Here is a 12384-nt window from a genome sequence, read left to right as displayed (position 1 = left end):
TGCGTCAGTTCTTCGCGTACACGCCGAACAGGTCGATGACCAGGTCGGTGCGCTCCCAGCCCCGGTTCCAGAAGTCGACGATGTCGTTCTTGCCGGCGCTCGCCTGGACCAGGTTCGAGACGGTCTCGCCCTTCGTCCAGTTCAGGTTGGAGGAGTTCGGCGGGGTCGGCTTGACGGCCTTGCTCTGGCCGTACTGCTCCCGGGTGTTCGGGTCCGGGGCGACCGTGAGGTGGCCGCTGCCCTCCGTGTTGGTGACGGTGGCGTTCATCACCGCGCCCGCGAGCGTGACGTTGGGCTCGAACAGCGTCTGGTACCGGTAGTCCTGGCCGTCGACCGGCCAGAAGAACTTCCGCGAGTCGTGCAGGCGCTCCGGCTCGAGCGGCAGGTACGCGGCCTTGCCGTCGGCGCTGTAGTAGCCCGTCACGTCCACGATCACGTCGGTCGGGCTCCAGGAGCCGTTGCGTATGTTGATCTTGCCGTCCGGGCCCACCGGCACGATCACCGAGTTGGCGACCGTCTGGCCGGCGGTGAAGTTCACGTTCGACGTGATCGGAGCCTGCTGCCCGCTCGGGAAGACGGTCAGGTGGCCCGAGTCCTTGGGAGCGGTGATCGTGACGTTGAGGGCGACGGCCGTGATGCCCGCGGCCGGCAGCTCGCCCTGGCCCGCGACCTGGACGCCGAAGGAGCCCTGCCCGGCGACCTGGCCCTTGGCGGTGCCCTTGCCCTCCTGGCTGTCGACGAGACGGAAGGGGTCCATGGGGGTGTAGCCGCTGGAGGCGGAGCGGGCGAAGTAGCCCGTGACGTCCGCGATCAGGTTCACCGAGCCGGGGCTGCGGTTGACCAGTTCGACGTAGCCGTCCGCGCCGACGGGCACGATGGCCAGGTTCGGAACGGACCGTCCCGCGGTGAAGTTGACGTTCGACGTGGTCGGCTGCTCGGTGCCGGACGCGTAGGCGGCGATGTGCCCGTCGGCGGCGGCCCCGGTCGCGGTGATGTTGAGGGCCACGGCGGTCACCCCCTCGGGGATGCCGCTGTTGCCGCCGACCTTCACCCGGGTCGTTCCGTACGGGGCGACGGGCCGGGACGACGAGGTCCCGGTGCCGTCCCGGGTGTCCAGCAGCCGGGTGGGCGCGTGCGGGGTGAAGTCGGAGCCCGCCACGACGATGTCCACGCTGTTGGTGACGGTCGTCTTGGTCAGCGAATCGGTCGCCGTCACCGTGATCTTGTGGGTGCCGACCTTGGCGTACGTGTGCTTGAAGCGCAGGAACTCGTCCGTGACGGAGAACCCGGGGGTGGCCGTCTGACCGTCGCCCCAGTCGACGGTCACCGTGAACACCTCGAGCCGCTCGCTCGCGACCCAGGTGGAGAGGGCCATGGTGCGCGCACCGGAGCCGGTGGTGACCAGACCCACATAGTGGTCCGAAGCCTCGGCCGGAGCGCCCTTGGCGGCCGAGGACCCGGCCGGAGCCGTGCGGACGGACCGCTCGGGCGGGCTGCTGAAGGTGGCGGTCTTCGTCGCCTCCTCCACGGCTGCCGCGAGCTTGTTGCCCGCGTCCTGCGTGTGGTTCGCGGCCGGCTCGGCCGCGTGGGCCGCGCTCGGTACGACGAGACCGACGGATGCCGCGACGACGGCGGCGGAGATCATGACACGGTGACGGTACACCGGCCCCCCAGTGTTGTTGAACCTGTTCAGATGGTCATGATCAGACTACAGGGCCGTCCGATTTCCCTCGCATCGGCTCATACCCGCCGTTCGGCGTGTCGCCCAGGTCCCGGCCGCCCCGGCCGGCCGGCGGAGCGGTTCGCGCGGGGCGACTCAGACCTTCGAGGCGGTGGCCCCGGCCCGCCGTGCGTGAAGGCGGCACCCGCCGGGACGGGGGAGCGGTACCGCTTCCGGAGTATCGGCGGACCGGAAAACCGGGCGGTCGTCCTCGCGCCGGACGAGGTCCTGCCGGAGTGCGGCCGGTGACGCCGTCCTGTTCCCGCACCGGTTCACGCCGGTCCCCCGGTCTGACCGGCCCGTCCGGCGGACCCGGCCCGGACGGTGCCGGGATCAGGGCCCCCGGGCCGGAAAACCCGTGCGGCCACGTACCATGGCGGCATGTCCTTCCTCCGCCGCCACCGCGCCGCCACACCCGCCGGCCCGGACTTCGACGTCCTGGCCATGGACCCGGGGGACTGGCCGGGCAATCTCGGGGCCGGGCTGCTGCCCGCGCCCGACGGCAGCTGCCAGGGTGTCTTCCTCCGCTACGACCTGTTCGGCGGACGCGGCCCCGCGATGATCATCGGAAACCTCCCCGAGGGTTCCCCGGCCCGGGAGCTCTCCGACGGCGAGGTCCCCTTCGAGGTGGCCCAGCTCCTCGACGCCCTGGAGAACGACGAGGACGTCGAGGTCACCGGCGTCGAGGACTGCCCCGTCATGCAGGGCGACAACCTCCTCATCGTCCGGAAGATCAAGCTGTCGGAGTCCCGCATCTCCTGCGTCCAGTTCGATCGCAGCGACAACGTGCTGGTGACCATCGCCAGCTGGGACCGCCCGATCACCGACGACCTCTACGCCCTCCTGAAGCCGCTCCCCGCCGAGCTCTTCCAGCAGGGCTAGGCCCTCTCTCTCGCGCTAGGCCTCCCGCCGGGACGTCACGCGTCCGCGATGTCGTTCGCCGCCACGTAGCCGAACGTCATCGCGGGCCCGATCGTCGACCCGGCCCCCGCGTAGCTGTGGCCCATCACCGCCGCGCTCGCGTTGCCCGCCGCGTACAGGCCACGGATCACCGAGCCGTCCGGCCGCAGCGCACGGGCCCGCGCGTCCGTCACGATGCCGCCCTTCGTCCCGAGGTCCCCCGGCACGATCTTGAACGCGTAGAACGGCGGGGCCCAGATCGGCGCCAGGCACGAGTTCGGGTGCACGTTCGGGTCCGTGTAGTAGTGGTCGTACGCCGTGTCGCCCCGGTGGAAGTCGGAGTCGGTACCGCTCCACGCCTGCGCGTTGAACCGGTTGAGCGTCGCCCGCAGCGCACCCGCCGGAACCCCGATCTGGCCGGCCAGCGCGTCCCACGTCCACGCCTTCTTCGCCGCGCCCGCCTGGTACCAGGCATCGGGGAAGGCGAGCATCGGCAGGATGTCCTTGAACAGGTACTTGTTGCGGTAGTTCTGATCCACGATCAGCCACGCCGGAATGTGCGAACCGGTGGCGCCCCGGTCCTTCTCGTACATCACGTGCACCACATCGCTGTACGGCGCCGCCTCGTTGACGAACCGCACCCCGTTCGCGTTCACGATCAGCCCGCCCGGCAGGGTCCGTTCGGCGAGGCAGAAGTACGGCTCCCCGGGCAGCGGGATCGACGGCCCCCACCACGCGTCCTCCATCAGGGCCAGCGCCGCCCCGGCCCGCTGCCCCGCCCGGATCCCGTCGCCCGTGTTCTCCTTCGCGCCCACCGACCACTGCGTGCCGATCGGCTGCTGCTGGTACTGCGCCCGCATCGCCGCGTTGTGCTCGAAGCCGCCCGAGCCGACGATCACCCCGCGCCGCGCCCGTACGGTCCCCCGTACGCCGTCCTTCTCCACCACCACGCCGGTGACCGCGCCGCCCTCCTGGACCAGGTCGACCAGCGGGCTGTTCAGCCACACCGGGACCCCGGCCCGCTGGAGCCCCGCGCGCAGCCCGGCCGCCAGGGACTGGCCCATCGTCAGCGGCTTCTCCCCGCGGAGCGCCGCCTTCGCGCCGCGCGCCAGGCACTCGGTGGACACCGCGAGACCCTTGGCGCTCACCGCCGCCAGGTTCAGCCACTTGTAGTCCTGGCTGAAGACCACCATTCCGGCGGGGACGGGCATGTACGCCGGGTTCAGCCGGGCCAGTTCGGCGCCGAGGATGTTGCCGTCGAGCTGGTCAGGCTCGATGGACCGGCCGTTCGGCAGGCCGCCGGGCAGGTGGGGGTAGTAGTCGCTGTACCCCTCCATGAACCGGAACCTGAGCGGGCTGTTGGCCATCACGAAATCCAGCATCCGCGGACCGTGGGAGAGGAAGGCGGACTGGCGGTCGGCCGGCACCTCCGGCCCGACCACGGCCGCGAGGTACGTCGCCGCCTTCTGCGGGGTGTCCGGTACCCCGGCGCCCAGGATCACGGAGTTGTTCGGCAGCCAGATGCCGGCCCCGGACCGGGCGGCCGAACCGCCGAAGGTGGGGGCCTTCTCGACGACCAGCACGCTCAGCCCCCGCCTGGCGGCGGTGAGCGCGGCGGTCATCCCGGCGGCCCCGGACCCGACCACGACGACATCGAACTCGCCGAGCGGGGGGCCGTCCTGGGCGGCGGCCCGCGCTGCGGCGGACGGCAGCACGGTGGCGGCGAGCACCCCGGCCCCCGAACCGGCGAGGACCGTACGTCTCGACGGGAGGGTTCCGGGGGAGGTGCGTGAAGCGCTTGCGGACATGGGCAGGCTCCAGCGGTGTGGGGAGGACGAGGGGTGGCGCTCCTCCAGCATTTCTGATGCTGAGTCAGAAAAGGTCTTCGGGGGATCATGTGATGTCAAGGCATCCGGCGCACGGGCGCACGACCGAGGGCTCAGCCCTCCGGCCGCATCCGGGCGTCCAGTTCCTTCACGTGCCGCTTCAGGGCCACCGTCCGGTAGCTCTCCTCCACCCACTCGCACAGCACCTGCGCGGAGGGCGCCCCCTTCTCCGGCAGCGGGACGGACACCCAGCCGGAGCGGCCCAGACCGTATCCGGTGGGCTCCGCTCCCGGCGCGGCCATCGCGTGCCCGTGCAGCGCCTCGTCCTTGAGCTTGACGGACAGGCCGGGCTGCCCCGGCCCGTCGGTGTTGCCCAGGAAGACGAAGATCTTCTTGTTCACCTTCACCACACAGTCCTCGGGGCCCCAGGGAAATTCCTCCACGGCCTCCGGAAGGCCGAGGGCGAACTCCCGCACGGCCTGCCACTTGCGCACTCCGGACTTCATCAGCGCCTCCCGTCGATCGTCTCCCCACGCTAACGGAGCCCGACCGGACATCCGGGGCACGACCGCACCGCGTGGCCGGGAAGCCGCCCGCACTGCCCCCGGGCATCTGCGCATCCGCGAACGAGCGAAGTCCCGTGGCGGTGGGGGCCACGGGACTTCGCGTACAAGGGGCGCCTGGCCCACCTGGCGGGATCAGCGCGTGCCGACCGCCGCGCGGACCGCTCTGCGTGCCATCCCCGCGTCGTCGTGCAGGCGGCGGAGCAGCAGCCGCTGTTCCTCCCCGGAGGACAGGGAGCCCGCCGGCAGCGGCTGGGTCGGGGCGGTCGCCAGCATCGAGCGCTGCACCGCCGTCTCGGACATCCGGATCTCCCGGGTCAGCACCAGCATCAGATTGACCAGGAAGGCGTCCCGCGCGGCCGGACCGGCCGACTGCGCGAGCCGGCTGATCTGGGCGCGGGCGGCCGGGGCGTCGCCCAGGACCGTCCACAGCGTGGCGAGGTCGTAGCCCGGCAGGTACCAGCCCGCGTGCTCCCAGTCGAGCAGCACCGGACCGGCCGGGGACAGCAGCAGGTTCGACAGCAGTGCGTCACCGTGGTTGAACTGCAGCGCCGTGCCCGACAGCTTCACGCTGTGCAGCAGCTTTTGCAGGTCGCCGAGGTCCCGGTCGGTCAGCAGCCCCAACTCGTAGTCGCGGGCGATCCGCCGCGCGTAGTTCATCGGGGTTCCGAACAGCTCGGCCGGCGGCCGCCACTGGTTGACCCGGCACACCGCACCCAGGGCCGCCCGCAGGTCCACCCGCGGCGGCGGCTCCACCGGGTGCCGCTGCAGGGCCGCGACCCGGCCCGCCATCCGCTCCACCACCAGCGTGCAGTTCTCGGGGTCGGCGGCGATCAGCCGCGGCACCCGGACCGGCGGGCGGTGCCGGACGAACGTCCGGTACGCCGCTATTTCGTGCCGGTAGCGCTCGCGCCACTCCGGCGAGTGGTCCAGTAAAACCTTCGCGACGGCGGTCATCCGCCCTGTGGTGCCCACCAGGAGGACCGAGCGGCCGCTGCGCCGCAGCACCTGCACCGGCGCGAACTCCGGACAGATCCGCTGCACCGAGGCGAGCGCGGTGCGCAGTTGCGCCCCCTGCGGCCCCGAGAGGTCGATTCTGCCGCTGACGGGCTGTGACCCGGTACCCGGCATGCGCCGCGCCCGGACGGTGCCCTGCACCGGTGCCGACGGGCGGCCGGGCTCGAGGTAGGGGCCGCCGCCCGCCGGGAGCGTGCGGTGCGGCCGGACCGGTGCGGACACGGAGGAGGTTGCTGCGTACATGGTGATACGGATCCCTTCGTGCGCCGACGAGTTGCGTACGCCGCCCCGCCGGATCCCGTGCTTCACCCTGGGGAGTTCCGCCGGTGACCGGGTCGGGGAGGCGCATTCCTACCTGACACCCGGCGCAAGGTGGCGAACCATCGGGCGTGCCCTGGCGAAGCCTGGCGAATAGTCGCTGGGCATCTGACGGGGGGCTACTGTCAACTCAGCCGAGAACCTGGGGGCTTGACGTGAGCAAAGGTCCAAACACCCGCTTGAACGACCTGTTCGGCCTGGCCGGCTGGTCGAAGGGCGAACTGGCGAGGATGGTCAATCGGCAGGCGGCGGCCATGGGCCACCCCCAGCTGGCCACCGACACCTCGCGGGTGCGGCGCTGGATCGACATGGGGGAGACCCCGCGCGAACCAGTTCCCACGGTACTGGCAGCACTGTTCACCGAGCGGCTCGGTCGTGTCGTGACCATCGAGGACCTCGGGTTCGTACGGCAGCGGCGCACCTCCAGACGGCAGCCGGAAGGGGCTCGTGAGAACCCCGACGGGATGCCGTGGGCGCCCGAACGCACAGCCGCGGTCCTCACCGAATTCACGGGAATGGACCTCATGCTCAACCGTCGCGGTCTGATGGGCGCGGGCGCCGTGCTCACCGCCGGCTCCGCCCTCAGCAACGCCATGTACGACTGGCTGCACACCGACCCCGCCCTCGCGAAGGAGGCGCGGCACTTCGGGGAGGCCTTCCAGGCCGATCCCGCGGGATACGACCGCTACGAGGCGGCGCCGATCGGCTCCCAGGAGATCGAGGCCCTGGAGCGCTCCGTGGAGGTGTTCCGCGCCTGGGACGCCTCCAGAGGCGGTGGACTCCAGCGCAAGGCCGTCGTCGGCCAGCTCAACGAGGTGGGCGGGATGCTCGCCTACCACCACCCCGACCACCTCCAGCGGCGGCTCTGGGGGGTGGCGGCCAACCTGGCGGTGCTCGCGGGCTGGATGTCCCACGACGTGGGCCTGGAGCCCACGGCGCAGAAGTACTTCGTCATCGCGGCGCACGCGGCCCGCGAGGGGGGCGACCGGCCGCGCGCCGGCGAGGCGCTGTCCCGTGCCGCCCGCCAGATGGTCCACCTGGGCAAGCCGAACGAGGCCCTGGACCTGATGAAGCTCGCCCAGTCGGGCTCGGGCGAGCAGACCCTGCCGCGCACCCGCGCCATGCTGCACACCATCGAGGCCTGGGCGCAGGCCGCCATGGGCAAGGGCCAGGCGATGCGCCGCACCCTGGGCGAGGCGGAGGAACTGTTCGTCTCCGACAAGGGCGACGTACCGCCGCCGAGCTGGATGCAGCACTTCGACGAGGCCGACCTGCACGGCATGCAGGCCCTCGCCTACCGCACCCTCGCCGACCACGACGCCTCGGCGGCGCCGATCGCCGCGCGCCACGCCCGCGAGGCCCTGCGGCTGCGGGGCGAGGGCTACCAGCGCTCGCAGATCTTCGACTACATCTCCATGGCCTCGGCCTGCTTCATCGCCGACGAGCCGGAACAGGCCGACCGCTACGCCCGCCTGGCCCTGGTCTCGATGAACGAGACCTCCTCGCACCGGACCTGGGACCGGCTGCGCGAGATGTACCGGCTCACCGCCCAGTACTCAGGCTACGCGCGCATCGAGGACCTGCGCCAGGAGATCAAGCTGGCCCTCCCGGACAGCCCGGCGCCGCGCGCCACGGGGGTGTAGTCCCACGTCGGCCCCCGTCCGCCCGGTCCGCCCGAGTGCCCCCCACACCGTGTACGGAGACGAGAAAGGCCGCGCCTTCCGGCGCGGCCCCTGAACCCGTGGGCCCGAAGCCCGTACGGTCGGCGCCCGTTACCCGCCCACCCGGGCCACGAGCACGCAGGCGTCGTCCTCCCGCTCGCTCTCGCCGAACTCCTCGATGACGAGCCGTACGCAGTCCTGCGCCGACCGCGCCGCCGAGAACCGCGGCGCGAGGGCCAGGAGCCGTTCGGTGCCGTCGGCCCGGCTGAACTCGATGCTGCGCGGGGTCAGTCCGTCCGTGTGCAGCACCAACAGGTCGCCGACTTCGAGCCGTTCCTCGGCCTGTCCGTACGAGGCTCCGGAGGTCGCGCCCAGCAGGACGCCCTCCGGCGGCAGCAGGGACCGGCCCGACCCGCGGCGGAACAGCAGCGGTGCCGGGTGGCCCGCCTGCGCCCAGGACAGCACCCGGCGCGCGGGATCGTAGCGGCAGCACACGGCCGAGCCGAGCGCCGGCTGTACGGAGGTCTCCAGGAGCTGGTTGAGCCAGCCCATCAGCGGGCCCGGCTCGATCCCCGCCATGGCCATTCCGCGCAGGGCGCCCAGCATCATCGCCATCCCGGAGGTGGCGGTCACCCCGTGCCCGGTCAGGTCACCGACCGTCAGCATCGAGCGTCCGTCGGGGAGTTCGAGCGCGTCGTACCAGTCGCCGCCGATCAGCGCGCTGGTCGCGGACGGCAGGTAGTGGGCGGCCACGTCCAGGGTGCCCGCGCTGCTGTGCGGGAACCGCAGGGAGCCGCGCCACGGGGGGAGCACGGCTTCCTGCAGCTCGACCGCCAGCCGGTGCTCGGTCTGCGCGATCTCCCGCTGGCGCTGCAGCGAGTCACGGGACTCGCGCACCGCACGCTGGCTCCGGCGCAGTTCACTCACGTCCCGGAGCACGGCCCACATGGAGGCCGCGCAGCCGTCGGAGTCGAGTACCGGCTCGCCCCTCATGTGCAGCGTCCGGACGCGGCCGTCGGCCCGGACGATGCGGAACTCGCCGTCGATCGGTTTGCCGTCCACCAGGCAGGCGGTGACCCACGCGGTGAGCAGCGGCTGGTCCTCGGAGAACAGGGTGGAGCCCAGTTCGTCGAGGGGGAGCGCGCCGGCCTCGGGCGAGCGCCCGAAGATCTGGAACAGCTCGTCGGACCAGCTGACTTCGTCCGTCAGCAGGTTCCACTCGGCGCTGCCGACGCGGGTCTGGGCCTCGGGCCCGGCCTCGAGCGCCGCCTGCGGGAGCTCGATGGTCTCGGGCACCGGCGGCAGGCCCTCTTTGAGCTGGTCGAGGTGCTCGCGGAGGTCGTCGAGGTGGTGGACGGCGAGATCGCACAGTGCGCGCTGCCAGCGGCCCTGGGCGTCGTCGTCGTCCACGACGGTGTCGCGGCGGACCGCGTCCACTTCTCCCCGCAGCCGCCGGGTCTGAGAGATCAGCGCGTCCACCGACCCCGGCTCTGGCGGCTGCGCGGAACGGTCCGCGAACAGGTGGGACGGCATGAGAACTCCGATACAGGCGCGGCACGGCCAAGTCTGAAGGAAGGACCGGTAACGACTGTTGCACAGGGCGCGACGGCGTGTAAGGCGTTTGGCAACATCCGCTACGTTCTTGCTTCTGGCATATGTCGTAGGCCTTACGGCGGCTGTTCCGTGTGCGAACGAATCCGGTCAGTGCCCCTCGGCGGGGCGGGACCGGCACCTGCCGGTGGGGGCCGGAGCGGGGTGGCAGAGGCGGCCGGAAACAGGCCCTCCGCCGGGCGCCGCTCGATCGTACGGCCGAGGTGTGCGAGGCCGGCCGGGCGCCGCACTCGTACCGGGCCCGGATCAACGGGGCTCACCGGGATACCCCCGAACGGAGGACCCCTGCCGCGAGTCGATACGGATCCCAGGCTTCCCACCGCACCGGCGGATCGCTACCCTACGTGCCGGTAATGAACCGGGGGAGGTCCGCACGGGCGGGCCCGCGCAGCGTGGGGACACAACGAACATGAGCGGGTACGACCACGCCGCCGGGCAGGACCGCGCCACGCGCCGGGACGACGACGCCGGGCAGACCCGGACCGCCGGGGAGACCCGGACCGCCGGGGAGACCCGCACCGCCGGGGAGACCCGCGCCACGGGGCAGACCCGTTCCGCCGGGCAGAGCCGCCGGTCCTTCCTCACTTACCTCGTGGCCGCGCCGACCCTCGCCCTCGTCACCCGCGCCGGCGCCGACGCGCTCGCCCCGCAGCCCGCCCACGCCGTGGTGCCGTCCCTGCCCGCCATCGCAGACGTGATCGACCTCGGCGACCTGTTCATCCTGGCCGGGGCGCCCACCTCCGCCCTGCTGGCGCTCGCCGTGGAGGCGGACGGCACCATCCGCTTCCGGCTGCCGCGCGAGGAGGTCGGCCAGGGCCTCACCACCGCGGTGGCCATGCTGGTCGCCGAGGAACTCGACGCGCCACTGGCCGACGTACGCGTGGAGTTGGACGACGCGCGGCCCGAGCTGCTCTTCAACCAGCTCACCGGATCGTCCAACTCGATCCGCTCCCTCTACGGGCCCGTCCGCCAGTGCGCCGCCACCGCCCGGGCCCGCCTCGTCGCGGCCGCCGCCCGCCGCTGGGGCCTCTCCGCGGCGTCACTGACCACCGCGAACGGGGCCGTCCGCGCTCCCGACGGCCGCACCGCCGACTACGGTTCCCTCGCCGCGGCCGCCGCCGACCCCGGCCTGATCGTCCTCGGCGCCACCCCCAAGAAGACGGCGAAGCACACGCTCGTGGGCAGGCCCACCAGCCGCGTCGACGCCCGCGCCATGGTCACCGGCGCCCAGCAGTACACCCTCGACCTCGACGTGCCGGGCGCCAAGCCCTGCGTGGTGCGCCGCCCGCCCACCCTCGGCGGCACCGTCCGCTCCGTCGCCAACTTCGCCGCCGTCCGGGCCATGCCCGGCGTCCTGCACGTGGTGACCGTCCCCACCGGGGTCGCCGTCGTCGCCGAGACGTTCGGGCAGGCCATCACCGCCAAGTCCGCCCTCCAGGTCACCTGGGGACCCGGTCCCGCCGACCAGCTGTCCGACACCCAGATCCGCGCCAAGCTGCGCGCCGCCACCCCGCCGCTGCTGGTGCCGCCGCTGCTGACCCCGTACGTGGACGCCGAGTTCGACTTCGCCTTCGTCAGCCACGCCCCGATGGAGACCAACTCCGCCATCGCCGACGTCCGCGACGACCGCGCCGAGATCTGGTCCGGCCTCAAGTCCCCGATCGTGGCCCGCGAGACCATCGCCGCCGACCTCGGCCTGCCCCTGGCCAAGGTGCAGGTGCACGTGGTCCAGGCCGGCGGCTCCTTCGGCCGGCGGCTCTTCTTCGACGCCGCCCTGGAGGCCGCCCGCATCTCCAAGGCCTGCCGCCGCCCGGTCAGGCTCATGTGGACCCGCGTGGACGACACCCGGCACGGCCGGATGCGCCCCGCCACCCACCACAAGATCCGGGCCACCCACCTGCTGGGCGAGGTCCTCACCTTCGAGCACCGGGTCGCCGCCGCCGAGACCGACTTCCGGCACGGGCTCGGCGAGATCATCACCGCCACCGCGGCGAGCCTGCCGCTGGGGATCGGCAACGCCACCCTCGCCCAGACCCTGTTCCTGACCACGGTGAAGTCCCCGTACCACTTCGGGCTCACCACCCAGGCCCTCACCGAGGTGCCCACCGGCATCCCCACCGGGTCCTGGCGCTCGGTGTACTCCGCCAACACGCGCGGCGCCGAGGAGATCGTGGTCGACGAACTCGCCGCCCGCACGGGCCGGGACCCCTACCGCTTCCGCCGCACCTTCCTGAAGACCGACGCCCAGCGCGCCGTACTCGACAAGGTGGCCACGGAAGGGGAGTGGGGGCGGCCGATGGAGGCGGGCTGCGCGCAGGGCATCGCCTTCCACGAGGAGTACAAGTCCCGCACCGCGTGCCTCGTCGAGATCGACACCCGGGACCCGGAACACGTCCGCGTCACCAAGGCGGTCATCGCCGTGGACGTGGGCCTGCCGGTCAACCCGCGCGGGCTGGAGGCGCAGATGATCGGCGGTCTCACCGACGCCATCTCCACCACCCTGCGCGCGGGGCTGCACCTGGACAAGGGGCTGCCGCTGGAGGGCAGTTACAGCCAGTTCCACTGGGCGCAGCAGCGGGACACCCCGCGTGACGTACGGGTCTTCGTGCTGCCGGCGACCGGTGAGGAGCCGGGCGGCGCGGGCGAGCTCGGCGTGCCCGCCGCCGTCGGCGCGATCGCCAACGCCTGGGCCCGGGCCACCGGCTCCAAGCCGCGCAGCTTCCCCCTCGACTTCGACGTCGACTTCACCCCCTACCCCCGCTAGCCCG

General features: G+C 72.5%; 8 protein-coding genes. 3 read left to right on the top strand and 5 right to left on the bottom strand.

The window, feature by feature from the left end:
• Window positions 1–4: 4 nt before the first annotated feature.
• On the bottom strand, window positions 5–1645 hold the full coding sequence (locus ACFYZ4_RS01090; RefSeq protein WP_390782615.1) for a PKD domain-containing protein: 1641 nt from the start codon (window positions 1643–1645) through the stop codon (window positions 5–7).
• A 456-nt stretch (window positions 1646–2101) separates the two neighbouring features.
• On the opposite strand from ACFYZ4_RS01090, the gene ACFYZ4_RS01085 reads away from it, so the two are divergent.
• Entirely contained in the window at window positions 2102–2602 is a 501-nt protein-coding gene (locus tag ACFYZ4_RS01085; protein ID WP_030714404.1) for a hypothetical protein, read from the top strand.
• A gap of 35 nt (window positions 2603–2637) precedes the next feature.
• On the opposite strand, the gene kstD is transcribed toward ACFYZ4_RS01085, so the two are convergent.
• The 3 genes from kstD to ACFYZ4_RS01070 form a co-directional block, all read right to left on the bottom strand.
• Window positions 2638–4428, bottom strand: a complete 1791-nt coding sequence (kstD, locus tag ACFYZ4_RS01080) for a 3-oxosteroid 1-dehydrogenase (protein ID WP_390782614.1) — start codon at window positions 4426–4428, stop codon at window positions 2638–2640.
• A gap of 131 nt (window positions 4429–4559) precedes the next feature.
• Complete coding sequence (locus tag ACFYZ4_RS01075) at window positions 4560–4952, bottom strand: MmcQ/YjbR family DNA-binding protein (RefSeq protein ID WP_351299697.1); 393 nt, start codon at window positions 4950–4952, stop codon at window positions 4560–4562.
• Between the two features lie 192 nt (window positions 4953–5144).
• Window positions 5145–6269 (bottom strand): aminoglycoside phosphotransferase family protein, encoded by a 1125-nt coding sequence (locus tag ACFYZ4_RS01070; RefSeq protein WP_351299694.1) that lies wholly within the window; start codon window positions 6267–6269, stop codon window positions 5145–5147.
• A 230-nt stretch (window positions 6270–6499) separates the two neighbouring features.
• On the opposite strand from ACFYZ4_RS01070, the gene ACFYZ4_RS01065 reads away from it, so the two are divergent.
• Window positions 6500–7987, top strand: coding sequence for a hypothetical protein (locus ACFYZ4_RS01065; RefSeq protein ID WP_351299691.1), 1488 nt, complete (start codon window positions 6500–6502; stop codon window positions 7985–7987).
• 129 nt (window positions 7988–8116) lie between these two features.
• Here ACFYZ4_RS01065 and ACFYZ4_RS01060 read toward each other — a convergent pair whose 3' ends face one another.
• A complete protein-coding gene (locus ACFYZ4_RS01060; protein WP_351299688.1) occupies window positions 8117–9538 on the bottom strand; it encodes a SpoIIE family protein phosphatase in 1422 nt (473 codons plus the stop codon).
• A gap of 487 nt (window positions 9539–10025) precedes the next feature.
• Between ACFYZ4_RS01060 and ACFYZ4_RS01055 the strand changes: the two genes are divergently transcribed.
• Window positions 10026–12380 (top strand): molybdopterin cofactor-binding domain-containing protein, encoded by a 2355-nt coding sequence (locus ACFYZ4_RS01055; protein ID WP_390782613.1) that lies wholly within the window; start codon window positions 10026–10028, stop codon window positions 12378–12380.
• Window positions 12381–12384 lie beyond the last annotated feature (4 nt).

Origin of the sequence: Streptomyces sp. NPDC001513 (assembly GCF_042894695.1) — a bacterium.
Lineage (GTDB): Bacteria > Actinomycetota > Actinomycetes > Streptomycetales > Streptomycetaceae > Streptomyces.
This window is presented reverse-complemented; position numbering and strand designations above follow the sequence as displayed.